This is a genomic window from Bifidobacterium anseris (assembly GCF_002860345.1).
Taxonomy (GTDB): Bacteria; Actinomycetota; Actinomycetes; order Actinomycetales; family Bifidobacteriaceae; genus Bifidobacterium; species Bifidobacterium anseris.
This window is the reverse complement of record NZ_NMYC01000002.1, coordinates 59,710-85,641: the sequence shown is the minus strand read 5'-3', so window position 1 is coordinate 85,641 and position 25,932 is coordinate 59,710. Positions and strand designations below refer to the sequence as shown.

The 25,932-nt window shown below is 63.5% G+C and carries 23 protein-coding genes and 1 tRNA gene; 18 read left to right on the top strand and 6 right to left on the bottom strand.

What is annotated here, in order from left to right; genetic code table 11:
* Positions 1 to 30: 30 nt before the first annotated feature.
* Positions 31 to 822, bottom strand: coding sequence for an SDR family oxidoreductase UcpA (gene ucpA, locus CGZ88_RS04185; protein WP_101671170.1), 792 nt, complete (start codon positions 820 to 822; stop codon positions 31 to 33).
* Positions 823 to 874: 52 nt separating this feature from the next.
* Entirely contained in the window at positions 875 to 2,209 is a 1,335-nt protein-coding gene (locus CGZ88_RS04180; protein ID WP_026645505.1) for an aspartate aminotransferase family protein, read from the bottom strand.
* A 317-nt stretch (positions 2,210 to 2,526) separates the two neighbouring features.
* Between CGZ88_RS04180 and CGZ88_RS04175 the strand changes: the two genes are divergently transcribed.
* From CGZ88_RS04175 to CGZ88_RS04135, 9 genes are all read left to right on the top strand, one after another.
* The gene (locus CGZ88_RS04175) at positions 2,527 to 3,483 is read left to right on the top strand and encodes an FAD:protein FMN transferase (RefSeq protein WP_051198710.1); all 957 of its coding nucleotides are present in this window, start codon (positions 2,527 to 2,529) and stop codon (positions 3,481 to 3,483) included.
* A 300-nt stretch (positions 3,484 to 3,783) separates the two neighbouring features.
* Positions 3,784 to 5,652, top strand: coding sequence for an FTR1 family iron permease (locus CGZ88_RS04170; protein ID WP_101671169.1), 1,869 nt, complete (start codon positions 3,784 to 3,786; stop codon positions 5,650 to 5,652).
* A 58-nt stretch (positions 5,653 to 5,710) separates the two neighbouring features.
* Positions 5,711 to 6,355, top strand: coding sequence for an iron transporter (locus tag CGZ88_RS04165; RefSeq protein ID WP_101671168.1), 645 nt, complete (start codon positions 5,711 to 5,713; stop codon positions 6,353 to 6,355).
* A 110-nt stretch (positions 6,356 to 6,465) separates the two neighbouring features.
* The gene (locus tag CGZ88_RS04160; RefSeq protein ID WP_101671167.1) at positions 6,466 to 7,746 is read left to right on the top strand and encodes a DUF2318 domain-containing protein; all 1,281 of its coding nucleotides are present in this window, start codon (positions 6,466 to 6,468) and stop codon (positions 7,744 to 7,746) included.
* 30 nt (positions 7,747 to 7,776) lie between these two features.
* Positions 7,777 to 9,084: an ABC transporter permease gene (locus CGZ88_RS04155; RefSeq protein ID WP_101671166.1), complete on the top strand. Its 1,308-nt coding sequence runs from the start codon at positions 7,777 to 7,779 to the stop codon at positions 9,082 to 9,084.
* Positions 9,074 to 10,291 (top strand): ABC transporter permease, encoded by a 1,218-nt coding sequence (locus CGZ88_RS04150; RefSeq protein WP_101671165.1) that lies wholly within the window; start codon positions 9,074 to 9,076, stop codon positions 10,289 to 10,291. Before CGZ88_RS04155 ends, CGZ88_RS04150 begins: the two co-directional genes overlap by 11 nt.
* A 42-nt stretch (positions 10,292 to 10,333) precedes the next feature.
* Positions 10,334 to 11,137 (top strand): ABC transporter ATP-binding protein, encoded by an 804-nt coding sequence (locus CGZ88_RS04145; RefSeq protein ID WP_026645499.1) that lies wholly within the window; start codon positions 10,334 to 10,336, stop codon positions 11,135 to 11,137.
* A 50-nt stretch (positions 11,138 to 11,187) separates the two neighbouring features.
* Positions 11,188 to 11,694, top strand: coding sequence for an FMN-binding protein (locus tag CGZ88_RS04140; RefSeq protein ID WP_034524021.1), 507 nt, complete (start codon positions 11,188 to 11,190; stop codon positions 11,692 to 11,694).
* Between the two features lie 295 nt (positions 11,695 to 11,989).
* Positions 11,990 to 12,244, top strand: coding sequence for a GlsB/YeaQ/YmgE family stress response membrane protein (locus CGZ88_RS04135; RefSeq protein WP_026645497.1), 255 nt, complete (start codon positions 11,990 to 11,992; stop codon positions 12,242 to 12,244).
* A 184-nt stretch (positions 12,245 to 12,428) separates the two neighbouring features.
* Here CGZ88_RS04135 and CGZ88_RS04130 read toward each other — a convergent pair whose 3' ends face one another.
* Together CGZ88_RS04130 and CGZ88_RS04125 are read right to left on the bottom strand one after the other, a co-directional pair.
* Complete coding sequence (locus tag CGZ88_RS04130) at positions 12,429 to 13,049, bottom strand: flavodoxin (protein ID WP_101671164.1); 621 nt, start codon at positions 13,047 to 13,049, stop codon at positions 12,429 to 12,431.
* A 236-nt stretch (positions 13,050 to 13,285) separates the two neighbouring features.
* Positions 13,286 to 13,358, bottom strand: a tRNA-Ala gene (locus CGZ88_RS04125).
* A 213-nt stretch (positions 13,359 to 13,571) separates the two neighbouring features.
* Here CGZ88_RS04125 and CGZ88_RS04120 point away from each other — a divergent pair.
* From CGZ88_RS04120 to yicI, 5 genes are all read left to right on the top strand, one after another.
* Complete coding sequence (locus CGZ88_RS04120) at positions 13,572 to 14,576, top strand: LacI family DNA-binding transcriptional regulator (protein WP_101671163.1); 1,005 nt, start codon at positions 13,572 to 13,574, stop codon at positions 14,574 to 14,576.
* Between the two features lie 153 nt (positions 14,577 to 14,729).
* Positions 14,730 to 16,040, top strand: a complete 1,311-nt coding sequence (locus CGZ88_RS04115) for an ABC transporter substrate-binding protein (RefSeq protein WP_101671162.1) — start codon at positions 14,730 to 14,732, stop codon at positions 16,038 to 16,040.
* 108 nt (positions 16,041 to 16,148) lie between these two features.
* Positions 16,149 to 17,117, top strand: coding sequence for a carbohydrate ABC transporter permease (locus tag CGZ88_RS04110; protein WP_024541551.1), 969 nt, complete (start codon positions 16,149 to 16,151; stop codon positions 17,115 to 17,117).
* A 3-nt stretch (positions 17,118 to 17,120) separates the two neighbouring features.
* Positions 17,121 to 18,047, top strand: a complete 927-nt coding sequence (locus CGZ88_RS04105) for a carbohydrate ABC transporter permease (protein WP_101671161.1) — start codon at positions 17,121 to 17,123, stop codon at positions 18,045 to 18,047.
* Positions 18,048 to 18,088: 41 nt separating this feature from the next.
* Positions 18,089 to 20,440 (top strand): alpha-xylosidase, encoded by a 2,352-nt coding sequence (gene yicI / locus CGZ88_RS04100; protein ID WP_101671160.1) that lies wholly within the window; start codon positions 18,089 to 18,091, stop codon positions 20,438 to 20,440.
* Between the two features lie 91 nt (positions 20,441 to 20,531).
* Here the strand turns inward: yicI and CGZ88_RS04095 are convergent, their stop codons facing one another.
* Positions 20,532 to 21,272: a DedA family protein gene (locus CGZ88_RS04095; RefSeq protein WP_024541554.1), complete on the bottom strand. Its 741-nt coding sequence runs from the start codon at positions 21,270 to 21,272 to the stop codon at positions 20,532 to 20,534.
* Positions 21,273 to 21,700: 428 nt separating this feature from the next.
* Positions 21,701 to 22,354, bottom strand: coding sequence for a YesL family protein (locus tag CGZ88_RS04090; RefSeq protein WP_024541555.1), 654 nt, complete (start codon positions 22,352 to 22,354; stop codon positions 21,701 to 21,703).
* A 470-nt stretch (positions 22,355 to 22,824) separates the two neighbouring features.
* Here CGZ88_RS04090 and CGZ88_RS04085 point away from each other — a divergent pair, with 470 nt between their 5' ends.
* The 4 genes from CGZ88_RS04085 to CGZ88_RS04075 all read left to right on the top strand — a co-directional run bounded on the left by CGZ88_RS04085 (position 22,825) and on the right by CGZ88_RS04075 (position 25,898).
* The gene (locus tag CGZ88_RS04085; RefSeq protein WP_243390065.1) at positions 22,825 to 23,937 is read left to right on the top strand and encodes an ABC transporter permease; all 1,113 of its coding nucleotides are present in this window, start codon (positions 22,825 to 22,827) and stop codon (positions 23,935 to 23,937) included.
* A 2-nt stretch (positions 23,938 to 23,939) separates the two neighbouring features.
* Positions 23,940 to 24,158 (top strand): hypothetical protein, encoded by a 219-nt coding sequence (locus CGZ88_RS09110; protein ID WP_243390064.1) that lies wholly within the window; start codon positions 23,940 to 23,942, stop codon positions 24,156 to 24,158.
* A 36-nt stretch (positions 24,159 to 24,194) separates the two neighbouring features.
* Positions 24,195 to 24,896, top strand: coding sequence for a carbohydrate ABC transporter permease (locus CGZ88_RS04080; protein WP_243390063.1), 702 nt, complete (start codon positions 24,195 to 24,197; stop codon positions 24,894 to 24,896).
* Between the two features lie 117 nt (positions 24,897 to 25,013).
* Entirely contained in the window at positions 25,014 to 25,898 is an 885-nt protein-coding gene (locus CGZ88_RS04075; RefSeq protein WP_101671159.1) for a hypothetical protein, read from the top strand.
* Positions 25,899 to 25,932 lie beyond the last annotated feature (34 nt).

The window sequence follows — 25,932 nt, the reverse complement described above, 5'->3', positions numbered from 1 at the left end:
CTTTACGATTGATTGCGGCTGCGCGCGCCGTCACTGTCCCATCGACGTCGTCTCTGGAAGCGTCGAACCGCCGTCGATGACCACCTGCGTGCCGGTGATGTAGCTCGCCTCGTCGCTTGCGAGGAACGCGCACAGCTCGCCGCATTCCTGTGGTGTGCCGAGCCGTCCGAGCGGCACGGCGCTCGCGATCGCGTCGATCGCACGCTCCGGATCGTCCGGATCGGACTGCGCGGCCATGCCTTCGACGAGCGGCGTGCGGATGTAGCCGGGGCAGATGCAGTTGACGCGGATGCGTTGCTCGGCGAACTCGCGCGCGAGCGCCTTCGTCAATCCGACGAGCGCGGCCTTCGTCATCGCGTAGGCGGCTTCGCCGGGGTCGGCGACGAGATCGCCGGTGACGGACGACGTGATGACGACGGTGCCGCCGCCGGCGTCGATGATCGCCGGGATGGCGGCTTTGCACATGTTCCATACGCCGTTGATGTTGACGTCGATGTGCGCGTCGCGCCACGTGTCGTCGGCGTCGAGGAACGCGCCGAGTTTGCAGATGCCGGCGTTGCAGTCGAGGACGTCGACTTTGCCGTAGACGTCAATCGCCGTGCGCACGAGGCGCGCACAGTCCTGCGGATCGGTCACGTCGCAGCGCACGCCGGTCGTCTCGTAGCCGGCGGCGCGCAGTTCGTCGGCGAACGCGAGCACATCGTCGCCGCGCGCGGCGAGGACGACTTTCGCGCCCTGCTGTGCGAAGACCTGCGCGATGCCCGAGCCGATGCCTTTTGATGCGCCGGTGACGATGGCCACCTTGCCGTCTAGTTTTCCCATGATGACCTCCTGTGTGTCCTGTCTCGTGTGATGTGTGGGGCGCGTCGGCGTATCAGATGCCGATCGCGGCGAGTGAATCCTGCAATGCCGTCATGTAGCGGTCGACGTCGGCGGCGCTGAAGACGAGCGGCGTGCGGATCTTGAGGATGTTGCCGTACGATCCGCAGTTCGACGTGAGCACATGGCGGCGGCGCATCTGCTCGATGAGCTCGAGCGTTTCGACGCTCATCGGGTTGCCGGTGACCGGGTCGTCGAATTCGACGCCGATGTACAGGCCGGTGCCGCGCACGTCGGCGATCGCCGGATGGTCGACGGCGAGTCCTTCGAGTTGGGAGACGAACATCGAGCCGATGCGCTTCGCGTTGCCCATCAGATCTTCGCCGTCCATCACTTCGAGCGTCGCCTTCGCGGCGGCCATCGCGACCGGGTTGCCGGCGAAGGTGTTGAAATAGGGGATCTTCGCGGTGAAGGCGTCGAGGATCTCGTGGCGCACCGCCGTCGCCGAGCAGGCGATGCCGTTGGCCATCGGCTTGCCCATCGTCACGATGTCGGGGACGATGCCGTGGCGTGCGAAGCCCCAGAAGGCCTCGCCGGTGCGACCGAAGCCGGGCTGCACTTCGTCGGCGATGTAGAGGCCGCCTTCCTCGTGCACGGCGTCCGCAACCTTCTTGAGCCAGCCGGCCTTGCCGGGGAAGATGCCGTCGGAGGAGAAGATCGAGTCGACAAGCAGGCCGGCGAACTTGATGCCGTTCCCGCGCATCTGGGCGATGCGTGCCTTGAGCTGTGCGACCATGTAGTCGCCGATCGCCTCGTCGCCGTGAATGTGCGTGTCCGGCGTCGGCAGCAGTCCGCAGGCCGGCGAGAGTTCCTGTCCCATGCCGATCGACGGGGAGAAGCCGGAGACGAGGTCGGTGTTGCCGTGGTATGCCTCGTTCGTCACGATGATGCCTTGGCCGCCGGTGTAGTTGCGTGCGATGCGGATTGCCAGATCGTTGGCTTCCGAGCCGGTGCACTGGTAGGTGATGCGGTCGATCTGCGGCGGCAGCTTTGCGAGGAGCGCCTCCGAATAGTCGAGGATCGTCTCGTGCAGATAACGCGTATGCGTGTTGAGCTGCGCCGCCTGCCTGCTGATCGCGTCGACGACGTGCGGATGGCAGTGGCCGACCGAGACGACGTTGTTGTAGGCGTCGAGGTAATCGGTGCCGTGCTCGTCGAACACGTGCGAGCCGGAGCCGCGCACGATCTCGATCGGATCGCGGTAGAAGAGGCGGTAGCCGTTGCCGAGTGCGGCGCGGCGCTCGATGAGCGAGCGCTTATGGGCGTCGAGCGCGTCCAGATTCGCGCCGTCGAAGCGGTTCATGTCGAGAATCGTGGTTTTCGCGGACATCGTGCCCTCCATTCAGTTCGGAAACGTTGCCGGAAGGCCGCCGTACGCGGACGATGCTTTGGCCCGTGGTGCGGCATCCGGCGGGTATGGAGGGCAAGCTAGGTTCGCTGTGTTACCTGCGCATGACGGTCTAATTTCCGGCACCGTTTTCAGACCAAAAAACGGACCAAACAATGCTCCGTCGTGTCCGTAGATGCTGCGGATGGCGGCAGAGCCGGGTTCAATCATGCATGACGCGGCACGAGGACGTTATATGACTTGGCGGTGGGCCGGTCGTCTCTTGCCGTGCCGGTGAGCCCGTGCGATACTGGTGACCCATGATGACCGCTGTGATGCCGCACGTCGACGCGTTTCCGAACGCGCTCGGCGGCGGCATTCTTGTGCATACGGCGCTGCCGGTCGGTGATGCGCTGCATGCACGCCTGCGCGCGGTGATTGACGACGTGGACCGCGCGCTCTCCCGGTTCCGCACCGATTCCACGGTGGCGCGCATGGCTGTGGCCGAGCGTGGTGGCCGGTTCCGGTTCCCCGCGTGGGCTGCGCCGCTGTTCGATTGGGCCGATGTGCTCGCCGCTGTGACTGCCGGCCGCGTGGACCCGTGCGCGGGTGCCGATCTTGTGCGATTGGGATATGCGGCATCGTTCGAAATGATTGATTCCGGCGGCACGTCTGCGGCCGGCGGTGTGGGGCTGCGCCGTGCACACTGGGGTTTCGACGTACATCGTGACGGCGGATCCGTGCTCGTCACGGACCGCGCGGTGCAACTCGATTTCGGTGCATGCGGCAAGGGTCTGTGCGTGGATCTGCTGTGCACCCGACTCGAGGAAGAATTCGGCGCTGACTCACCGTTCGTGATTGACGCCGGCGGTGATCTGCGCGTGCACCGGCTGCCCGAACCACTGCGCATCGCACTCGAGGACCCTGCCGATACCGACCGCGCGATCGGCGTGGCGCAGCTTGCCGAGGGCGCGCTCTGCGCCAGCGCTCCGAGCCGCCGGTATTGGCGAGACGCGCTCGACCGGCAGGTGCATCACCTGCTCAATGCCGTCACTGGTGAGCCGGTGGATGACGTGGCGGCCAGCTGGGCCGCAGTGCCGATGCGCACGTTCGCAGCGCTGCCGACGATGGTGGCCGATGGGCTCGCCACCGCATTGTTCTGCGCCGAGCCGAACACACTCACGCGCGACGCCCGTGTGCCGCGGTTCGACTTCGCCGTGCTCGACTCACGGCGCCGCCTCGTGCACTCTCGGCACTTTCCGGCTGTATTTGACTGACTGTGCTGTTCCATGGATTGACTGGCTACGAATCATGGCTGCCGGTAGCAGAACAAGACCGATTACGCCATCTCACAATGCGGTCATAAGACCGCGAGTCTCGAAATATGGACTACCGGATTCGGTGCCGCCCGGAGCAGTAGTTGCGGAATAACGTCGGAATTCCGCCAATCTCATACGCGCCGCAGCGCTGTGCACATAACACAGCATGCCGGGAAAAACAAGACTGTTGCTCCAATTCTTCACACAGTAGCGTGAAGAGTGTCTGATTCACCCAGCACACTTCCCAAGAGAGTACGCATGTCTTTCCTTCGATCCTTCGGCGTTACGCTGGCCGGCGTGCTTGTGGCCGTCGCGCTCGCCGTGACGCCTGCCGCGGCGGCGCACGACTGCTGTGATGGTCCCACGCACGCCGTCACGATTGCGGAAAGCGCGGCGGCCGATCGGCAGTCGGCTGCGCAACAGGCCACCGATTACGATTCGTGGGCCGCGGTCACTGACGCCATCAATCAGGAACTTGCGGCAGGGGAACAGTCGTACGCGGACGGCAATCACGCAGCCGCGGCGTCGCACTTCAGCAAGGCGATGAACACCGGATACGTGGCGTCGAACTTCGCGAAGATCGTGGCCGATAAGTCCGGAAACGACGCGTACACTGAGCAGCTCGCGCAGCTGCGTGAACTCGGGCGTCTCGTCTACGCTGACGGCAATACCGCGCGCATCAACGAAATCGTTCAGCAACTGACCGCGCAGTTCACCGCCGCGGCACAGCAGTTCGATGCCGACTCCGCGTTCGCCAACCCGCGCGACTATGCGGCTGCGCGCGCCGAGCGCACCCAGCAGGAGCGTGAGCAGCTCGACGCGGCGAAGGTACACGTGAACGAAGGCCGCGGCGAACGCTCGTGGACGCAGGTGGCCGATGAGATGGATGCCGTGCTCACCGACGCCGTGGAGCAGGCCGAGGCCGGCAACGGCAAGGCAGGTGCGGATGGAGTCAACAACGCGTACTACCAGTACTACGAGAAGCTCGGCTTTGAGAAGAACGTGATGAACGCAATCGGCGGCTCGCGCGTCTCGAAGGTGGAGTCGACGTTCAAGGAGGCCCGCAAGGCCATGGTCGCCGGCGATGCAGCGCGTGCCGCAACGCTCGTCGACGAGCTGAAAGGCATGCTCGCCGAGGATGCGGCCGCACTCGACGGCGGCGCTTCCGGCAACATCAACGGCTTCACTGCGCTCGTCACGTCCGCAGCCGGCCAGTCGTTCCTCGTGCTGATCCGTGAGGGCCTGGAAGCGCTGCTCGTTGTGGCCGCTGTCATCGCGTATCTGCTGCGCTCGGGACTCAAGAAGTACGTCGGCTGGGTCTATGTGGGCGCGATCGTTGGTCTTGCCGCATCCGGTGGCGTCGCCGCCGTGTTCATGAGCCTCTTCGGCGGCTCCGGTCCGCAGCAGGAGATCATGGAGGGCGTCTGCGCGCTCATCGCGGCCGTCATGCTTGTCTGGTCCGGCAATTGGATGCTTTCGAAGCGTTCCGTCGACTCGTGGAACACGTACATCCGCACGAAGACCGAGGCGGCCGTGGGCACCGCGAAGTCCACGCTCGGCGCCGACACCGCCCAGCGCCGCGCTGTGCTCTCGCTTGCGCTGCTGAGTTTCCTCGCCGTGTTCCGCGAGGGTGCCGAGACGATCATCTTCTATGAATCGATTTATTCGATGACGACCGATGCGCGTGGTATGTGGATCGGCGCCGGTCTGGCCGCGCTCGTGCTCGCCATCGTGTTCGCCGTCATCCGTCTGACGTCCGTACACATTCCGCTCGGAGCGTTCTTCATGGTGACTTCGGTGCTAATGAGCGCGCTCGCCGTGGTGTTCGTGGGCGGCGGCGTGCACTCGCTAATCGAAGGCGACCTGATTGCCACCACGTACATCGAATCGCTGCCGACGAACGAATGGCTCGGGTTCTACCCGTATCTGCAGACGGTCGTGGCGCAGATTATTGCCGCACTGCTCGTCATCGGCATGTTCACCGTACTGCCGTGGCTCAAGCGCAGGCATATCGCTGACGATGATGCAGACACCACGGCCGGCAAGTCCGCGGGCGCGCCGGACACCACCCATACGTCGCTCGACGATTCGGAGCACCAGCCGGTCGCACTGCCGGTCGCCGAGTAGCCAATCCAACCCAGAACAGAGTAATCAAGAAATCAAGAGAAATCAGAGGAGAGAATCCATGAAGAAGTCCAGCAAGCTGAGCGCACTGCTCGCCGCATTCGTCGCCGCCATGATGAGCGTCTCGCTCGCCGCGTGCGGCAACTCGGACAACGCCAGCAAGGCCGCGGACAGCGCGGGCACGACGAGCGGTGAAGTCGAGGAGGCCACCGGCAAGGAAGAGGATGCTGGCGCAGGCTTCGAGGAGATCCCGATCGGCGAGGACCAGGAGGTAGGCCCGCTCAACGTGGCCGCCGTCTACTTCCAGCCGATCGATATGGAACCGGCCGGCATGGGCCTGTCCGCCGCCGAATCGAACCTCCATCTGGAGGCGGACATCCATGCGCTCAAGGACAACAAGCTCGGTTACGGCGAAGGCGACTTCATCCCGAAGCTGACCGTCGACTATGTCATCCAGGACAAGAACGACCCGAACAACAAGCAGGAAGGCACGTTCATGGAGATGAACGCCTCCGACGGCCCGCACTACGGCGGCAACGTCAAGCTTGACAAGGACGGCGAGTACACGCTCACGTTCAAGATCCATTCCCCAGCGGAGAACGGCTGGATGCTGCATGTGGACAAGGAGACCGGCGTCGAGGGACACTTCTGGGCCGAACCGCTTGAGGCGACCTTTGACTGGGACTACACCGTCCACCAGTGGTGAGTTCCCCGGATTTGCGCGGAAGAGGCAAACGCCGCATCCGCGGTCCGTATAGGTGATTTCAGGGCGCCCGCCGCGAGGAGAGCGTCCTCGACTCGTGAAAGGAGGGCGGCATGCTCGCGCAATACGTGCACGCGTTGCAGGGACTGCTCGGTCCATGCCTGCTCGTCGCGGGGCTCGATGTGCTGCTCGGCTCGACGAACCGACCATCCTGCCGCGCGCTGCGCATCGGCGACCGTTGGCGCCTCGCCGGCGTGCTGTTCGGTCTCTCCGGCGCCATCGTCTTCGCCGCGTTGCGTGCGACGGCCGTGATTAACCGCCGGTCGAACGTCAACCTGCCCACACTCATCTGCGCCGTGGCGCTCGACGTGGCCGTGCTCGCCGCCGCCCTGTGCGCGCAGCAGGCCGTGAAACGCGCCGACGCGCGGCCCGCCCCGGCGATCGCCGCCAACATCGTCGCCGCCGCCGCGCTCGCCGTGACGGTGTTCTATGCGACGCCCGACGTGATCCTGCAGCTGACGAATTTCGTGGAGCCCGGAGACTCTCCGTTCACATCGGCGATGCTTGTGCGTCTCATCGGCTTCCTGCTCGGCGTGGGCACGGCCATGGCGGTCGCCGCCGTCATCCGCACGCTGCGCCAGACGGCCGTGCGCACGTCCTTCACCGCGGCTGTGGCGTTGCTGATCGTCGTGCAGCTCGTGCGGCATGGACTCGACCTTGTGGCGCTGTGCACGAACATGCGGCTGTTCGCGTTGCACGGCGCGGCGTTCCGCATGTTCATAACGATGCGCAACCATGCGCTCGCGTTGGTGATCGCCCAAGCCGTCGTCTTCGTGATTCCGACCGCCGCCTCTTTCGTCGCCGGGCTGCGCAGACCCGTCGCGCCGGCGAACGCCGCGCTCGCGCGTGCCGCGAAGGCGACGCGCAGACGGGCATTCGTCACGGCCGTCAGCTCAACGCTCGCGATCGCGCTCGCATGGCTTTCGCTCGCATGGGGCGATGCGAAGCTCAGTGAAGTGCCCGAGCTTTCACCTCCCGAACAGTACGCGCTTGCGGACGGTCTGGCGAAGATCACGTTCGCGCAGGTGGCGGACGGTCATCTGCACCGTTTCGAATACAAGGCGCAGGATGGCACGATGATGCGGTTCATCATCATCAAGAAGAACGGCGGCGCCTACGGCGTGGGGCTCGACGCCTGCGAGACCTGCGGCGACGCCGGCTACTACGAGAAGGACGGCAAGATCATCTGCAAACGCTGCGATGTGGCGATCAACCTCGCCACAATCGGCTTCAAAGGCGGATGCAACCCGATTCCCGTCACCTACAAAGCCGGCAACGGCATCATCGAAATCGAGACCGGCGAACTCGACTCACTCAGCTCGCACTTCAGATAGACGACGGATGGATCAACGAAAGGAGCGCCGATGTTCTTCATGAAGACGGTGCTGCGCTCGGTGAGACGCCAATGGCGACGCCGGCTGCTCATCGCGCTTACGGTGGCGCTGTCCGCGACCGTCTCGGTGGCGATGCTCGGCATCGTCTTCGACGTGCAGGACAAGCTCAGCGCGGAACTCGCCGCCTACGGCTCGAACATCACGGTGCGCGCGAAGTCGGACGCCGTCGTGACGGACCTCTATGAGACGGTGGACAACGGTACCGGTGAGTCCTCTGCCGATGCGCTGCTCGACGAAGCGGACGCGAAGAACGTCAAGACGATCTTCTGGGCGTACAACATCACGAATTTCGCGCCGAGACTCGATACGAGCGGCAGCGTGCGCACAGAGGACGCGACGGTGCAGACAGCGCCGGTCGTGGGAACGTGGTTCGCAAAGCGTATGCAGTTGGAAACAGGAGAGACGACTGTGGCCGGCATGCGCGGCATGCGCTCATGGTGGAAACTCGACGGCCGCTGGCCGAAGGACGGCACGGACGAGGCGATCGTCGGCGCCGGGCTCGCCAAGCGGCTCGGCATCGCGCATGGCGACGCCGCGCAGGTCACGGTGACCCGCGACGGGCGCGACGTGCCGCTCACCGTCGTCGGTGTCTACACGGCGAAGGACAGTGACGACGACGCGATCTACACGTCGACCATGAACGTGCAGACGGTCGCGGACTCCCCGGGCAAGATCGGGCAGATCGAAATCAAGGCGCTGACGACGCCGGAGAACGAGCTGGCGCGGCGTGCCTCGAAGAACCCGGCGATGCTCAGCCAGGAGGAATGGGAGACCTGGTACTGCACGGCGTATGCGTCATCGATCGCCTATCAGCTCGAAGAGGCAATCCCCGGCTCCGTGGCGCGGCAGGTGCGGCAGGTGAGCGCGCTGCAGGGCGACGTCATGACGAAGACGCGCGCGGTCATGATCGTGATGACCGCGCTGTGTCTCATAGCGGCCGCAATCGCCGTGGCGAACCTCATGGCGGCCGCGATCGGGGAACGTTCCGGGGAACTCGCATTGCTCAAGGCGGTGGGCGCAAACGATGGCGCGGTGGCGCGCCTGCTGCTCGCCGAAACGCTGCTCGTGGCGTTCGCCGGTCTAATTGTGGGCGGTGCGATCGGCATCGGAGTGGCGCAGATCGTAGGCCACCTCGTGTTCGGCACCGGCATTACCGTGCGCCCGCTCGTGCTGCTGCTCGTGTTCGTGCTGATTACGGCGAGCGTACTCATTGCGTCCGTCGCCTCCATCCGTTCCGTCGTCCGACTTCAACCAGCGCAGGTGCTCCATGGCAGATAGACCGCATACCGCAGGCGCGGGCAACCGCGCAATGTTCTGGAAGATGATTCTGTTCGCCGGCGTGCGCCGCCGCGGACAGGCGGCGATGGCCGTGCTGTGCGCCACTCTCGGTGCGGCGACACTGCTGTGTCTGGCCACAATCTGCCTCGTCGTGCCCGCACAGATGAGCATCGAACTGCGCTCGTACGGCGCGAACCTGATCGTGACGGCCGACGGCGGTTTCGACGACGCGACCGTGGCCAGCGTGACGCGCACCGTGGAACAGGCGGCGCCGGCGAAGCACGCCTCGTACCGTTACGAATCGGTGCGCATCAATTCGGCGCCGTACACGCTCGCCGGCATCGACGCGCAGGACGTGCACGCGCTCAACCGACACTGGAACGTGGACGGCGACTGGCCGTCCGCCGGCAACGTGATGATGGGCCGCGATGTAGCCGACGGACTCGGCGTCAAGGTCGGCTCCAGCGTCACGATCGGCATGCGTGACGGTGACGAGGATACCGACTCCGGCGAGGAGCAGCTGCGCAACGGCCGGCGTTCCACGAGCATTCTCGACACCGACGGCGTGCGCATGCGCGTCGTTGGCATCGTGGACACCGGCGGTGCCGAAGACTCGTTCGTCTACATGAGCGACTCCGATCTCGGCTCGCTCGCCGGCGTGCGTGGTGCCGACGTGCTCGAATTCGCGTCCGAATGCACGGACGACGACCTCACCGCGCTGACCGGACGTCTGCAGCAGGCAGGGTCTGCGAACATGGTGAGCTATCGGGCGCATCAGGTGACGCGCATGACCGCGTCGAATGCACGCATCATCACGATGCTGCACATGCTGTTCGGCGTCGTCTCGATCGTGGCGCTCGCGCTCACGCTCGTGGGCGTCTCCACGACGATGTCGTCAATCGTTTCGCGCCGCCGCTCGGAAATCGGTCTGCGGCGCGCGCTCGGCGCCACTTCCCGCTCCATCGCCGGCGAATTCCTTGTGGAATCCGCGGTGTACGGCGTCGCGGGTGGCGTCATCGGCTGCGCCATCGGCTACGGCATCGCCTATGCGTTGTGCGCACAGGTCTTCGACCGGCGGGTAGGGTTCAGCTGGTGGCTTGCCGCGCTGTGCGTGCTGGTATCGGTCGCGCTTGCCGTCATCGCCTCGATCGGACCTGTCAGGCGCGCCACGCGCATCGACCCGGCGGTCGTGTTGCGCGAGGAGTGACGGATGCCGTCGGCAATACCAAAGAACTCGAAAGGAATGCGCATGCTGTTGGAACTCGACCATGTGAGCAAGATTTATGGTGAGCTGCACGCCGTGGACGACCTCAGTCTGACGGTGCCGCAAGGGCAGTGGCTCGCAATCGTGGGATCGTCGGGCTCCGGGAAGACGACGTTGATGAACATGATCGGATGCCTTGATACGCCATCGCATGGTTCGGTGACACTTGACGGCAGCCGTGTGGATGAGCTGCGCGCCCGCGAACTCGCGGACGTGCGCAAGAACCTCATCGGCCTCGTGTTCCAGAAATTCCATCTCGTGCCACATCTGACGGCGCTCGAGAACGTGATGATCGCGCAGTACTACCATTCGGTCGTGGACGAGCGGCAGGCGCGTGAGGCGCTTGCGCGCGTCGGTTTGGAAGCGCGTGCGCACCATCTGCCGGCGCAGCTTTCCGGCGGCGAGCAGCAGCGTGTGTGCATCGCGCGTGCGCTGATCAACTGCCCGAAGATCATCCTCGCCGACGAACCCACCGGCAATCTGGACGAGGCCAACGAACACGTCGTGCTCGATCTGCTGCGCGAACTGCATGTGCAGGGCACGACGATCATCGTCGTCACCCATGATGCGCTCGTGGCGAGCTGCGCGCAGCGGCAGATCATGCTCAACCACGGCGTACTCGTGGGCGAGCAATGGCATGACGAGAACGCGCGGGCGCAGTATGAGGCGGCGGGAGGCCGGCCGGCGTTCACAGGCGCCGCCGTCCACGGCGCGCAGCATGAGGGCGACGCGCCGATCGCGTTTGCCGATCCGACGAAAGCGGCCAAGACGGGCGGCGCCGAGGACTGAGCGCGTCCACGCACCCGGCATCCACAACCATCCAAGGAACAGGAGCGGCAATGAAAACCTCGAAGCAACTGATGGCGTTGACAGCACTGTCGGCGGTCGGTCTGATGATGCTCTCCGGATGCGGCGAACCCAGCGCGCGGCCGATGGACGACGAGTTCGCAGGTGATTCGGGAGAGACGATGTCCGATTCCGAAGGCAGGTCGTGTTGCGACGACAAGGAATCGGATGCGGCTGACGCCGGGGCAGATCCGGCCGCCACGTATGCGGACGGCGATTACGCGGCGATAGGACAGTATGGCCCTGTCGGCGAAGACACGATAGACGTGTACGTCGGCGTACGTGACGGACTCGTGCACGATGTGCGCGTCGTCGGGCATCCGTTCACGTCCATCTCGCGTGGTCATCAGGAGGCCTTCGCCAAAGAGGTGCCGGGGGCCGTTACCGGCAAACCGATCAAGGATCTGAAAATCGACAAGATCGCCGGCGCCAGTTGGACGAGTGACGCCTTCAACGCCGCCTTGGACGAGGTGCGGCGGCAGGCGGCGCAGCAGCACTGACGCATCCGTATCCGGCACCGCTGCGATCGGTGGGAGGCAGGACGCAATGAAGGTTCGTCATGTCCGTTTTTGCCGCGGTTGATGGGAAATGCGAACGGAATGGGGCCTGTCGCATCCGTGTTCTTGCGGCCACTACGAACGCAACAACATGTGTAGCAGCCCGACCTGAGCGTTACGTGATTTTGCCGCGGTAGCGGAAAACCGCATGATTGCGGGCGAAGCGCGCCCCGGCCCCGTACTGTGGAAGATAGTTCAAGGTTTTCGGGACTTTGGCAAGACGTAAAGGAAGCACATTATGTATTGGATTTGGACGCTCATCGTAGGCGCGATCATCGGCGCGATCGCCGGCGCGATCACCAACCGCAGCGGATCGATGGGTTGGATCGCCAACATCATCGCCGGTCTTGTGGGTTCATCGCTCGGTCAGGCGATCTTCGGCAGCTGGGGGCCGCAGCTCGGCGGCATGGCGGTCTTCCCATCGCTCATCGGCGCGGTCATCGTGGTGCTGGTCACCTCGTTCATCGTGATGCGGATCACCGCCAAGAACTGACGGTTCGCGCTTCGGCGCGAACCCGCATGACCAAGGCCTTGCAGGCAGCGTGACGGCTGCATGCAAGGCCTTGGTCACCATCGTCTGGTACTGGACGGTCATCGTGGACAGTATGCCGAGACCGCTCGATTCGGGGCAAAACGGCATGGTTTCCCACGGATGACGGTGGACCGAAATTTGCAACTCAGGACTGCTGCTTGACCCATGCCTCGACGTTCTGCGCGCTTTCCGATGAGCTGAAGCGCTGTCCGTCCTTCCAGTCGCCGCCGTTGGCGAGCTTCGCCAGTTCGCTCGCGCTCGAGTCGATCGACGAGCTCGCCGACGTGCAGAAGGGAATCACCGTTTTGCCGGAGAAATCGTTGGCGCGAACGAAGGTGCTCACCGGCCATGCGGCGGCGCCCCACCAAATCGGATAGCCGATGTAGATGGTCGTATAGTCGTCCCAATTGGGCACCTCGGTCGTCCTGAGCTTGACATCGCGCAGGCTTTCGTCGTCGTGCTCCCTGCTGATGCGGCTATCCGCATCGTTGTAGTCGAGGTCGGCGGCCGTATAGGGATCGGCCGGCTCGATCTCGAATAGCGCGCCGTCGGTCACTTTCGCGATCTCCTCGGCGACGTGCCTTGTGCTGCCGGTCGCCGAGAAATATGCGACAAGCGCCGACGTGTGCTCAGCAGCTCCGGTCGTCTGTGCGGCCTGCGGCGTGGACGTCGCGGCCGTGCCTGCGCCACCTCCGCATGCCGCCAGCGAGACGGCGGTCATCGCGCCGACGATGCATGCAATAAGACGCTTGTGCCAGTTCATCATGTCCTCTTTGTGCCATCGCGCGTCCTATCAGGCCGCAGTGCCGCTTCGATGCGGCCAGTATCGCATGCCTGCGCCACCTCAAGCACATGTCTGTGGAGCGTCGGAATGCATACGAAATCGTAATGCCGATGCTGCTGATATATTTGAGGACGCGCGGCGGCGGTGGCGTGTGCGACGAGACGAGGCGTCGGAAAAAGAAAAGAGCCGCTGCGGTGGAATGAATGCAGCGGCTCTAGTGGAGCTGATGGTAATCGAAACCACGACCTCTTCGATGCGAACGAAGCGCTCTACCAACTGAGCTACAGCCCCGTGGATGTTGCCGTGCTCCGCATGACAACTCGCCTAACGATACTCGGGGAGGCGAACAAATGCAAATCGCGTGTGTCGTGACGTGTGTCGCGGACGCTGTCGCCGTCGTTTCGATTGATTTCGATAATCACTGCGTAACGATGGAGCGGCGCGTCGAAACACGTTAGGATGGCATGCGAACATCATCGAACAACATCATCGAACGAGGTGCAGATGGCCGGTATCAAGGACGTGGCGGCGAAGGCCGGTGTATCGATCAGCACGGTTTCCTACGTCGTCAGCGGCAAACGCAAGATTGGCGAGGAAACGCGCGAACGCGTGCGTCAGGCCGCGCTCGAACTCGGCTACCGGCCGGTCGTCGAAGCGACCGAACCCGCCGACGCCACGCATGTGCTCGCCGTCAGCTCGCCGCTGCGCCCGTACACTGACGTGGCGAACTATGCGGCCTTCTTCTTTGCGCTCGCGACGGCGTCGAAACGGCACGGCTACGACATCCTGCTGCTCATGCACGAGGCGGGCGACCGAGAGCTCAAACGCGTCGCCGAACAGCATATGGCCGACGGTGTCTTCCTGCTCGACGTGCTGCTGAGCGATTCGCGTGCCGACATGGCCGGCGCGATCGATATTCCGGTCGTCAGCATCGGCTATACGAACGACACGTCGAACGTGTACACGGTGGATATGGACTTCGCGCGCATGGGGCGCGAGGCGATGGAGAAGGCGCATGTGCTCGGCCATCGTCATGTGATGCTGTACTGCCCGGACCGCCGCGCGTTCCTCGACGGCTCGAACTTCCTTGTGCGATTCCTCGACGCGGCGATGCAGCGCGGCGAGGAGCTCGGCATGGACGTCGTGCGCAAGTTCGCGTCCGGCCGCAGCGCCGACGACGTCAACCTCGCCGTCGACGAGGCCTTCGGCGAGGATCCGGACATCACGGCGATCATCTGTGAGGAGAACGCCGCGCAGATGGGGCTGCTCATGACCGCGCTCGGACATCGTGGGCTGCGCGTGCCGCAGGACGTCTCCGTCATGGCCGCGTGTGCGAACGGATCGTCGGCGCGGCTCGCCGACGAGCTGCCGATGAATCCGAACGCCGTGTGCGAACGCGCCGTCGACGTGATGATGGAAGTGCTGCGCGGTGAGCGGCACGACGTCGGCTACGTCGAACTGCTGCCGAGCGAATACTGTGCGCGCGGCACGATGCGTGCGCGGCAGTGACGGCGCGCAATCGTTCGAAGTGATTTCGACGGATGTCGAAACGACTTGGACGTCAGTTACTTCGATGATTTAATTAACCCACGAGATTCAACGGATGAATCCCACCTCTGCAATATCCATCCGTCAGTAATGGCGCTGAAGAAGGAAAGAGATATGAACGTTCGCAAGGCAATCGCGGCGGGACTGGCCGCAGTGACGGCGGTCGGCATGTGCACTCTCGCGGGATGCGGCTCAAGCGGCACCGCGCAGGAGGAGAACCCGACGTCAATCAAGGTCTGGCACTACGAGGAGGACAACGGCGCGATGGGCGTCGCCTGGAAGAAGGCGATGGAGATCTTCGAGAAGGAGACCGGCGTCAAGGTCGAATTCGAGAAGAAGTCCTTCGAGCAGATCCGCCAGAACGCGTCGCAGATCCTCAACTCGGACGAGGCCCCGGACGTCATGGAGTACAACAAGGGCAACGCGACCGCGGGACTCCTCGCCAGCCAGGGACTGCTGACGAATCTCGACGACTACGTCAAGCAGTACAAGTGGGACGAGAAGGTCACCGGATCGCTCGCCGACACCGGCAAGTACAACGACAAGGGCGTCATGGGATCCGGCAACTGGTACGGCATCACGAACTACGGCGAGGACGTGATCATGTACTACAACAAGGACATGTTCGACAAGAACGGCATCGAGATCCCGACGACGATGGACGAGCTGACCGACGCGATGCAGAAGTTCGTCGACAAGGGCATCACGCCGCTTGCCGAGGGCGCCGCCGAATACCCGGTGCAGCATCTGTGGTGGCAGCTCGCGCTGAGCAAGGCCGACGACCAGTTCGTCAAAGCGTACGAGATGTACGACGGCGACGTCGACTGGGATTCGGAGCCGATCGTCTACGCGACGCAGACAATCAAGGACTGGACCGACAAAGGCTACATCTCCAAGGACTGCACCGGCCTTAAGGCCGAGGACGTCGGCCAGGGCTTCATCAACGGCACCTATCCGATGTTCTTCTCCGGCACCTGGTGGTTCGGCCGCTTCCAGAACGACATGAAGGGCAAGAACATCACGTTCTCGACGTTCCCGCAGTCCAAGAAGGTCGTCGGTTCCTCCGGCAACCTGTGGGTCATCCCGGAGAACTCGAAGCGCAAGGATCTGGCCGCCAAGTTCATCAACATCACGCTGAGCCCCGAAGTGCAGGACCTGATGGGCAACTCCGGCGGTCTGCCGATCGCCGCCGATCCGGACAAGATCACCGATCCGTCGACGAAGGAGCTCATCGAATCCTTCAACACGGTGCTCAAGGACAACGCGCTCGGCTTCTACCCGGATTGGCCGACCGCCACGTTCTACGACGAGCTCAACGCCTCGCTGCAGGAGCTCATCAACGGCTCGACCGACGTCAAGGGCGCGATCGCCCAGATGAAGTCCGACTATGACAAGGGCGTCCAGGACGCCGGCGTCAAGGACTGACCGGTCCTCCGAACCCATTCCATTCGCGGCGGCCGGGCGGCGCAGCTCCGCGCTCGGCCGTCCGGCCGCCGCATACCTGCAGGTCAACACCGCTGAGGGAAGTGCATCATGTCTTCACCAACCAACCGTACCAAGCGCGAGCGCGACGCGGCCAAACGCGAGCGTGGAATGTCGCGCATCCCCGGAAGCCCGTCGCGGCGATTCTGGATCTATCTGATTCCGGGTCTGCTGATGCTGCTGTGGATCATCGTGATCCCGGCCGTCTGGAATATCTATCTGAGCTTCACCAACTACCGCGGCATCAAGCCGCCGGTATGGGCCGGCATGACGAACTGGGCCCGCCTCGTCAAGGACCATACGTTCTGGATCTCGTTCATGAATTCGATCTGGATGATTCTGGCGATGGTCATCATCCCGATTCTCGTCGGCCTCATATTGTCGTCGCTGCTGTTCGACGTCGTGCAGAAGAAGTTCGGCCCGCGCACCGCCTCGACGATGCGTGCGCTGTACTACTTCCCGCAGCTGTTGCCGATCGCCGTCGCGTCGCTCGTCATGGGCTGGATCCTGCGTCCGGAGAACGGCGCGCTCAATGCGTTGCTCAAGGCGATCGGGCTGGGCGACCTGCAGCACGACTGGCTCGGCAAGCCGGACACGGCGCTGATTTTCCTGATGCTCATCATGATCTGGATCCAGATCGGATACCCGCTCGTCATCTTCATGTCCGGTCTGCAGCGCGTCGATCCGGAGCTCTACGAGGCCGCAAACCTAGACGGCGCCAACTGGTGGCAGCGGTTCCGCGCGATCACGCTGCCGTCGATCAAGCCAGAGATCTTCGTCGTCGCGCTCACCTGCACGATCGCCGCACTCAAGGTGTTCGGCCCGGTGCAGATGCTCACGCGCGGCGGTCCGGGCACGAGCACGACGGTGCCGTCGTACTACTCGTACAAGCAGTTCTTCCAGTCGCAGCAGGTGGGATACGGTGCGGCGATCGCCACGGCGCTCACCATCGTCATCATCATCGTTTCGATCGCGTTCACGAACCTTCAGGAGAAGGTCGCCAAAGAGGATGAGGAGTAGGCCATGACTTCCACGCTCGTATCCGCCGAACAGGACTACGAATACAACTCGCCCGATCAGCACAAGCTCACGCCGAAGGAACTCAAGGAGATCGCGCATGTCAAGAAGAACCGCACGGCGGGCGACTGGGTGGCGCTCGCGCTGCTGATCATCGGTGCGCTCATCATGATGTTCCCGTTCATCGTGCTGCTGCTCAACGCCTTCAAGACGCCCGCCGACTACAATGCCTCCGGTCCGCTCGCGTGGCCGAAGGAGCTGAGCTTCGCAGGCCTGTCCACGTTCTGGCAGCGCGTCAACTTCCCCGAGAAGGTCTGGAACAGCATCTGGACCTCCGGACTTGTGGCCGTGCTCGCCGTCGTGCTGTCGATGTTCAACGCCTTCGCGCTCGGCATCGGCCGCGTCAAGGGCCGCAAATGGATCACACTGCTCATCATGCTCGCGAACATGCTGCCGCAGGAGGCGATGCTCTATCCGCTGTACACGATGTTCAAGGGCATGGGCCTGTACAACAACCCGTGGGCGATCGTCATCATCTTCACCGTCATCCAGAGCGCCTTCGGCACCTATCTGCTGTCGTCGGTCTTCGGCACCTTCCCGAAGTCGATCCTCGAGGCCGCCACGATCGACGGCGCGAGCCGCTGGCGCATCTTCAAGGACGTCGTCTTCCCGATCTCGAAGCCGACGCTGAGCGTGCTGCTCGTGTTCTTCTTCATCTGGACATGGAACGAGTACATGATCCCGCTCGCGTTCCTCGTCGACAACTCGTCGCAGACTGTGCCGATCGCGATCAGCTCGCTGACCGGCGACCGCCTGATGGACGTCACGACGACGGCTTCGGCATCGCTCATCAGCATCGTGCCGACGCTCATCTTCTTCCTGATCTTCCAGCGCACGCTGTCGCGCGGCATCACCGCCGGCGCCGTCAAGTGACGCGCGCACCATCCATCCACACCATCCACCAAGGAGACTCCATGAAATTCACCAACGGCTACTGGCTGATGCGTGACGGCGTCGACGCGCTGTTCGCGCGCGACGCCTACGAACTGCACGCCGATCCGGCGCGAGAGACAATCGACGTGCTCGCGCCGACGGGCGTCGTCCACGAGCGCGCGAACACGCTCAACCTGCCGGCGTTTCACGTGGAACTCAGCACGCCGATCGAAGGCGTCATCCGCGTGCGCGCCACCCACTGGCGCGGCGGCGCGCAGGGCATCGGCTTCCCGATCATGCACGACGAGGCCGGCGGACGCGACTACGTGAGCGTCGTCACGCATGGCGACGGCGACGGCGAGACCGGTGAGCGCGGCGCGACGGCCGCGCTGCGCTCCGGCGGCCTGACGGCGACCGTCGTCAAGGGACCCGAATGGAACCTCACGTTCAGCGACGAGGCCGGCCGCACGCTCACGAAATCGCAAGGCAAGTCGCTCGCGCGCTTCGCGCTCAACGATCTTGCGAACGTCAGCGCGGAGCCGGTTGGCGAGTTCGGCGTGACGCCGACGGGACTCGCGAAGGACGAATCGCGCACCTTCACGTCGATCCAGCTCTCGCTTGCCGTCGGCGAAACCGTCTACGGTCTGGGCGAACGCTTCACGTCCTTCGTGAAGAACGGGCAGAGCGTCGACACATGGAACGAGGACGGCGGCACCGCCTCCGAGCAGGGATACAAGGACATCCCGTTCTATATGACGAGCGGCGGCTACGGCGTCTTCGTCAACGACCGCGGCCACGTCTCCTTCGAAGTGGGCACTGTCAACACCGAAGCTGTGCAGTGCTCGGTGCCGGGCGAGACGATCGACTTCTGCGTCATCTACGGGCCGACGCCGAAGGAAATCCTCGACCGTTACACGCGGCTGACTGGACGTCCCGCCGAGGTGCCGGCGTGGAGCTACGGCCTGTGGCTGACGACGTCATTCACAACGAAGTACGACGAGGCGACGATCACGTCCTTCGTCGACGGCATGGCCGAACGAGGCATTCCGCTGAGCGCGTTCCACTACGACTGCTATTGGATGCGCGAGTTCCACTGGACCGATTTTGAATGGGATTCGCGATTCTTCCCGGACATCGAGGCAACGCTCAAGCGGCTGCACGCGGACAAGGGCCTGCATCTGTGCGCGTGGATCAACCCGTACATCGGTCAGAGCGGCGCGATGTTCGACGAAGGCATGCGCGAAGGCTACCTTGTGCGCAACCCGGACGGCACGATCTGGCAGACCGACAACTGGCAGGCCGGCATGGGTCTCGTCGATTTCACGAACCCGGACGCGCGCGCCTGGTTCAAAAGCAAGGTCGTCGCACTGCTCAGGCAGGGCATCGACGCGATCAAAACCGACTTCGGCGAGCGCATCCCACGCGACGTCGTCTGGCATGACGGTGCCCCGAAGCTCTCGATGCACAACTGGTACACCGAGCTGTACAACCAGACGGTGTTCGAGGCGATCGGGGAGGTGTACGGCGCCGGCAAGGCGTGCCTGTTCGCGCGTTCGGCGACGGCCGGCGGCCAGCAGTTCCCGGTGCATTGGGGCGGCGACTGCGAATCGACGTTCAACGGCATGGCGCAGTCGCTGCGAGGCGGCCTGTCGCTCACGTCCTCCGGATTTGGCTTCTGGAGCCACGACATCGGCGGATTCGAGGGCGCATTCCCCGACCCAGCCGTCTACAAGCGCTGGCTCGCCTTCGGTCTGTTGAGCTCGCATTCGCGTCTGCACGGCTCGACCGTCTACCGCGTGCCGTGGCTGTTCGACGAGGAGGACGAGAAGCAGGGACGGCGAATCGAGCCCGGCCAAAGCGCCGTCGACGTCTGCCGCGAGTTCACGCTACTCAAGCTCAGCCTGATGCCGTACCTCTATCAGCTGGGCGTCGAGGCGCATGAACACGGTACGCCGGTCATGCGTTCGATGTTCGTCGAATTCCCCGACGACCCCGCATGCCGCACGCTCGACCGCCAGTACATGCTCGGCCCCTCGCTGCTCGTCGCGCCGGTGTTCAGCTACAGCGGCGACGTGAGCTACTATCTGCCAGCCGGCGGGTGGACGAACTGGTTCACCGGCGAGCATGTGCACAGCGAGCACGGCATGTGGCGCACCGAGCATCACGATTTCGATTCGGTGCCGCTGTGGGTGCGCGACGGCTCGGTCATCGTCACCCATCCGGGTGCGATGACGCCGGACTACGACTACGCCGCCGACGCCGACGTGCGCGTCTTCCTCGGTGACGAAGCCGAGGCGAGCACGACGGTCACGTGCACTGACGGGCGTCGCGTCGTCTTCACGGCGAAGCGCGACGGCGACGGTGACGTCGTCGTCGATCGAACCGACTGCTGACAGGCGTCGAGGCTGTATCTAGATGAACGCGCCGGGGGCGAACGGTATTTCGTTCGCCCCCGGCGCGTTCATGCATGCAGTTGCGGGGTGATCAGGCGTTATCGGAATCGTCATCAAGGGACTCGACGAGCGGGGTTGTCTCGTCCTTGGCGAGTTCGGTCGCCGACGCGACCTTCTTTTTGCCGAACTTCGCCTTGAACAGGCCGACGAAGGTTGGAATCAGCGAAATGACGAGAATTGCGACGATGACGAGCTCGAAGTTCTCCTGGACGACCGGAATGCCGCCGAAGAAGTAGCCGAGCAACGTGAACAGCGACGACCACACGAGGCCGCCGAGCACCGAGAACGGCGTGAAACGACGCCACTGCATGCCGGTGATGCCGGAGATGAACGGCATGAAGGTGCGGATGAACGGGAAGAAACGGCCGAGGAAGACGGCGAGCGGACCCCAACGGTCGATCATCGTCTCGGTCTTGGCAAGACGTTCCGGCGTCATCGCCTTGACTTTGCCGGATTCGATGATGCGGCGGCCGAAGAAGTGGCCAATGAAGTAGTTGCATTGGTCGCCGAGGATCGGCGCGATCCAGACGACTGGCAGCAGCGCGGCGATCGGCAGCGCTGATTCACCGGTCGTGGCGTCGGGGGCGGCGAAGAAACCGGCGGCGAACAGCAGCGAGTCGCCGGGCAGGAACGGGAAGAAGACGACGCCGGTCTCGATGAAGACGATCAGGAAGATGAAGCCAAGCGTGGGGGCGACGCCCATCGCGATCCAGCCGGCGATCGCGCCGCGCGGATCCTTGAGCAGGTTGGCGATGAAATGAATGAATCCCATGGAAATCCTTGACGAGTGAGGACGCGGAAGCGCCGTGGCCATGCGTTACCTATTACCGGTTATCTTGTATAGCATGTCAGCCCTACGGCTCGGCGGCCGGAAAGGGTGCGGATGGTCGGGGGAGACGGTCGCGGAAGGGCTTAGCGAACGGAGTTGGGTGGCTGTGCGGCGGTTGCGGTCGCGGAGGTGCTGGTTAGCGAACGGAGTTGGGCGGAAGCGCGGCGGTCGTGTTCGCTGAGGTGGGGCTTAGTGAACGGAGTTGGGCGCGAGTGTGACAGTTGCGGTCGCGGAGAGGAGGGTGATGCCGCAAAAGAGAGCGGCCGCAGCCAAGGAAGCGCTGCGGCCGATTGTTGAGGAAAGGGGAAGGGTAAGTCTGGTTTGTTTACCGGATGTCCATCTCGGTATGCGGCGCGGGTGCCGCGAGCCGATCACAGTCCGGAGTTGGCGTTCACGTAGGTCGGGCGTTCGACCTCGCCGTAGCCGCCGTACTTCTTGAAGCCCCACAGCAGGATGAGCGACTTCGCGTAGGCGACCCAGCTCAGACCGAAGATGAGCATGAGCACGCGGATGAACGGGACGAAATACGCCAGGCCGAGCGCGACGACATCGATGCCGACGAGCGCGAACGAGCAGGCGAAGGCGCGCCACGGGAACAGCGCGGCGAGCTTCCAGGTGCGTCCGACCGAATTGGCGAAGCGCGCCTGCAGCGGGAACAGGTATTCGGCGAGGAACAGCACGGCGACCGATGCGGCGACGAGGATGATGAGCGGGACGTAGGCGGCGTTCGTGTCCCAGGCCACCCAGAACGCGAGGCCGAAGATGAGGACGGCAACGAGCGCGAGCAGCAGCAGTCCGGAGATGAGGCCCTGCTTGAACTCCCGCTTGAAGCGCTTGAGGTATTCGTGTACGAGCCGGATGTCGTCATGTTCGTCGTACTGGAACAGCGTGCTGTAGAGCGCCGCCTGCGCCGGACCGATCGTGACGATCGGCAGCAGCGTGACGAGGAAGACGAGATTGAGCGCGGTGAATCGCGCGAGCGTTCCCATGAACTGCCAGAACGGCGCTTCGGTGTTGAACCTCATGCTGCTTCCTTTCCGTGCCGTGGCGCCGCTGCGATGCGACGGCCGTGTGCGTCGTGCACCCGGCGACTCCGTATATATACGCACTGTATATATCTGTCGGACGATGGCTGGCGGCGTGCAGATCGTTCTGCGGTTCGCCGTGCAGGGTAACGTGGTGGAGTTGTTGTTGGATGCATGTCCACATCGACTGTTGTTGATAAGTATATAAATAAGTGGCGCGCTTGTCTACTGCAACAGCATCGCGCGTGTCGCGAAAACGTTGCCGTTTCAAGGTAGAGCGAGTTCAGCTTATGGTGAAACTTGCGTGTCGCCTTGTATTTCCGGCGAGTGGCGCGCCATCGTGGCACGGGACTTCGTTATCTGATTTGACAAAGATAGTCGTTGTTTATAATCTATTCAACAAGAAGTGAGAAAGCCTCGCGAGGTTGCGGGACTTGGAATCGCTGACATCAGTTTCCGAAGGAGGAGAGATGCAGACGTCGTCTAGTACCGAAACCGATGAGACCATCGGTTCGACCGGTGGCGCTGCGGCGGTCGTCGGCAGGGAAGTCGAAGCCGCCGAAGAATCCGAACTGAGCCGCCGCGACCGTCGCGCCGCGAAGAAGGCGGCGAAGATGGCTGCCGAATCGCGCACTGACAGGAAGCATGCGATGAAGCTGTGGCTCTACGTCGCGCCGCTGCTGATCCTGGTCTTCCTGTTCAGCTACATCCCGCTGTTCGGCTGGATCTACGCGTTCTATGACTACCAGCCGCCGATCCCGCTCTCCGAAAGCAAGTTCGTCGGCCTGCAGTGGTTCGAGATGATGGTGCAGAACCCGGCGCAGCTGCGCACGATCGGACAGGTCCTGCTCAACACCTTCGCGATGTCGGGTCTGAACATCCTCACCTCGTTCCTGCCGGTCATCTTCGCGATCGCGCTCAACGAGATCCGCGCCAAGTGGTTCAAGAACATCATCCAGACGCTCACGACGCTGCCGAACTTCATCTCGTGGGTCCTCGTCTACTCGATCGCCTTCGCGATGTTCTCGTCGACCGGCATGGTCAACGACCTGCTGATGAACCTGCACATCATCAGCGAACCGATCAAGTTCCTCGACTCGCCCGACCAGGTCTGGCTCAAGATGCTGCTGTGGAACCTGTGGAAGGGCCTCGGCTGGGGTTCGATCATGTACCTCGCGGGCATCGCCGGCATCGACCCGGAGCTTTACGAGGCCGCGCAGGTGGACGGCGCCAACCGCTTCCAGCAGATCATCCACGTGACGATCCCGCAGCTGATGCCGACCTACTTCGTGCTGCTCATGCTGTCGATCTCGAACTTCCTCAACAACGGCATGGACCAGTACTACGTCTTCCAGAACGCCTTCAACCAGAAGTGGATCCAGGTGCTCGACCTCTACGTCTACAACGTCGGCATGGGCCAGAACAGCCTGTCGCTCGGCACTGCGATCTCGATGCTCAAGTCTCTCGTCTCGGTCGGCCTGCTGCTGCTCGTCAACTGGCTGTCCAAGCAAGCGTACGCGCGGCGTCGGCATCGTCTGATTCGCATCCAGCAGTCACGAATCGTGTATTGGGTTAAGGAGTAACCATGTCAACCGCAACAGCACCCGCAAGCGCCAAGAGGCCGAAGAGGGCCAAGGCGAGCGTCTCGCCGGCCATGCGCCGCACGAAGGGCGAGAAGATCTACAACGTCGTGAACATCATCATCCTCACGTTGTTCGCGCTGATCTGCACCTACCCGTTCTACTATCTGATCATCAACTCGCTGTCGAACAACCAGGCGGCCGCCGCCGGCGACGTCACCTAGAAGATCGAAGGCCTGCACTGGGACAACTACAAGACCGTGCTCGGCCTCGACGGCCTTGCGCAGTCCGCGTGGATCTCGGTGGCCCGTACCGTCATCGGCACCGTGCTCACCGTCCTCGCCTCCGCCTACCTCGGCTTCATGTTCACGCAGCAGAAGATGTGGAAGCGTTCGTTCTGGTACCGCTTCGTCGTCATCACGATGTACTTCAACGCGGGCCTGATCCCGATGTTCATCACGATGAAGAACTACGGCCTGACGAACAACTTCTGGGTCTACATCCTGCCGGCGATTGTGCAGCCGTTCAACATCATCCTCGTCAAGACCTACATCGAGTCGATCCCGGCATCGTTGCAGGAGGCCGCCGAAGTGGACGGCGCGGGCACGATGACGGTGTTCTGGAAGATCGTGCTGCCGATGTGCACGCCGATCCTCGCGACCGTTGCGATCTTCTCCGCCGTCAACCAGTGGAACTCGTTCCAGGACACACTGATCTACATGACCGATTCGAAGCTGTGGAGCCTGCAGTACTTGCTCTACACCTACATCAACCAGGCGAGCTCGATCGCGAACTCGGTCAAGGCGAACGCCGCGAACGCCGCACTGCTGGCCACGGCGGCGACGCCTACGGCGATCCGCATGACCGTCTCCGTCATCGTCGTCCTGCCGATCATGTTTATCTACCCGTTCTTCCAGCGCTTCTTCGTCAAGGGCATGATGCTCGGCGCAGTCAAGGGCTGACCGTACGCGGGGAGCCGTGCGGCTCCCCGCCCCGATCCACGTTTCCGTACCAACCACCAACCAACCAGATGTGCTCAGTGATGAGCCGAAGTTAGAAGGATACAAGGAGGTTTCCTCATGGAAATCAGGAAGAAGATCGTCTCGGGAATCGCCGCGACGCTTTCGGCGGCGATGCTCGTCTCCGTCGCGGCCTGCGGCGGCAACGACTCCGCGAGCGACGGCCCCGACGACGGCAGCTTCATGAAGGTGGACGTGTTCTCGTCGACCGCGAACTACCAGGGCGTCCAGAAGGGCTGGTTCGCCAAGATCGTCAAGGACAAGTTCAACATGGAGCTCAACATCATCGCCCCGAACGTGGCCGGCGGCGGCGACACCTTGTTCGACACGCGTTCCACGGCGGGCAACCTCGGCGACCTCGTCATCGTCGGCATGCAGAACGGCCGTCTGCAGAAGCTCGTCAAGTCAAAGCTCATCACCGACATGACGCCGTACTACGGCAAGATGACGAACGTCAAGCGCTACCAGGCCGGCGTGGACTACGTGACGAAGCAGGCCGGCCAGGACGGCGTCTGGGGCGTGCCAGGCAACGTGTCCGACGAATCGCCGACGAAGTCCGCCGACGGCATCGAGCCGGCCGCCGCCCGTGGCGCATCAGCGGCGAGGGACCGACGACGCTGGTCTCCGGCATGTTCGCCGACCAGAAGCCGACGGCGTGGACCGCCGGCGATTGGCGCTTCACGGCGAAGGACGGCGACCTCTACTGCTACTGCTTCAACCCGGCCGGCGCCGATGAACTCGTCTGCTGCACCTTCGCCGCCTTCGACGGCGAGCATCGGCCGGCGTTCAACGGCGTCATTTCCGGCGTCGACCTGCTCGGCGTCGGTCCGACACCCTATGAGCGCCGCGTTGACGGGCTGCACCTGCCGATCCCCGAGACGCGAAGACGGCCGGCCGGCGAGATGGCTGTGCCGCTCGGCTTCCGCCTGCGGCTCGGCTAAGTAATCGGCCCGCAACGACTTCCAAAATCGCAACGACT

What these genes read in the sequence shown, in the direction of transcription:
- CGZ88_RS04085 (WP_243390065.1), top strand. Translation starts at nt 22,825, where the DNA reads ATGCAGACGTCGTCTAGTACCGAAACCGATGAGACCATCGGTTCGACC.
- CGZ88_RS04095 (WP_024541554.1), bottom strand. Translation starts at nt 21,272, where the DNA reads ATGGGATTCATTCATTTCATCGCCAACCTGCTCAAGGATCCGCGCGGC.
- CGZ88_RS04075 (WP_101671159.1), top strand. Translation starts at nt 25,014, where the DNA reads ATGGAAATCAGGAAGAAGATCGTCTCGGGAATCGCCGCGACGCTTTCG.
- CGZ88_RS04140 (WP_034524021.1), top strand. Translation starts at nt 11,188, where the DNA reads ATGAAAACCTCGAAGCAACTGATGGCGTTGACAGCACTGTCGGCGGTC.
- CGZ88_RS04135 (WP_026645497.1), top strand. Translation starts at nt 11,990, where the DNA reads ATGTATTGGATTTGGACGCTCATCGTAGGCGCGATCATCGGCGCGATC.
- CGZ88_RS04170 (WP_101671169.1), top strand. Translation starts at nt 3,784, where the DNA reads ATGTCTTTCCTTCGATCCTTCGGCGTTACGCTGGCCGGCGTGCTTGTG.
- CGZ88_RS04165 (WP_101671168.1), top strand. Translation starts at nt 5,711, where the DNA reads ATGAAGAAGTCCAGCAAGCTGAGCGCACTGCTCGCCGCATTCGTCGCC.
- CGZ88_RS04160 (WP_101671167.1), top strand. Translation starts at nt 6,466, where the DNA reads ATGCTCGCGCAATACGTGCACGCGTTGCAGGGACTGCTCGGTCCATGC.
- CGZ88_RS09110 (WP_243390064.1), top strand. Translation starts at nt 23,940, where the DNA reads ATGTCAACCGCAACAGCACCCGCAAGCGCCAAGAGGCCGAAGAGGGCC.
- ucpA (WP_101671170.1), bottom strand. Translation starts at nt 822, where the DNA reads ATGGGAAAACTAGACGGCAAGGTGGCCATCGTCACCGGCGCATCAAAA.
- CGZ88_RS04175 (WP_051198710.1), top strand. Translation starts at nt 2,527, where the DNA reads ATGATGACCGCTGTGATGCCGCACGTCGACGCGTTTCCGAACGCGCTC.
- CGZ88_RS04155 (WP_101671166.1), top strand. Translation starts at nt 7,777, where the DNA reads ATGTTCTTCATGAAGACGGTGCTGCGCTCGGTGAGACGCCAATGGCGA.
- CGZ88_RS04180 (WP_026645505.1), bottom strand. Translation starts at nt 2,209, where the DNA reads ATGTCCGCGAAAACCACGATTCTCGACATGAACCGCTTCGACGGCGCG.
- CGZ88_RS04130 (WP_101671164.1), bottom strand. Translation starts at nt 13,049, where the DNA reads ATGATGAACTGGCACAAGCGTCTTATTGCATGCATCGTCGGCGCGATG.
- CGZ88_RS04110 (WP_024541551.1), top strand. Translation starts at nt 16,149, where the DNA reads ATGTCTTCACCAACCAACCGTACCAAGCGCGAGCGCGACGCGGCCAAA.
- CGZ88_RS04090 (WP_024541555.1), bottom strand. Translation starts at nt 22,354, where the DNA reads ATGAGGTTCAACACCGAAGCGCCGTTCTGGCAGTTCATGGGAACGCTC.
- CGZ88_RS04120 (WP_101671163.1), top strand. Translation starts at nt 13,572, where the DNA reads ATGGCCGGTATCAAGGACGTGGCGGCGAAGGCCGGTGTATCGATCAGC.
- CGZ88_RS04150 (WP_101671165.1), top strand. Translation starts at nt 9,074, where the DNA reads ATGGCAGATAGACCGCATACCGCAGGCGCGGGCAACCGCGCAATGTTC.
- CGZ88_RS04105 (WP_101671161.1), top strand. Translation starts at nt 17,121, where the DNA reads ATGACTTCCACGCTCGTATCCGCCGAACAGGACTACGAATACAACTCG.
- yicI (WP_101671160.1), top strand. Translation starts at nt 18,089, where the DNA reads ATGAAATTCACCAACGGCTACTGGCTGATGCGTGACGGCGTCGACGCG.
- CGZ88_RS04115 (WP_101671162.1), top strand. Translation starts at nt 14,730, where the DNA reads ATGAACGTTCGCAAGGCAATCGCGGCGGGACTGGCCGCAGTGACGGCG.
- CGZ88_RS04145 (WP_026645499.1), top strand. Translation starts at nt 10,334, where the DNA reads ATGCTGTTGGAACTCGACCATGTGAGCAAGATTTATGGTGAGCTGCAC.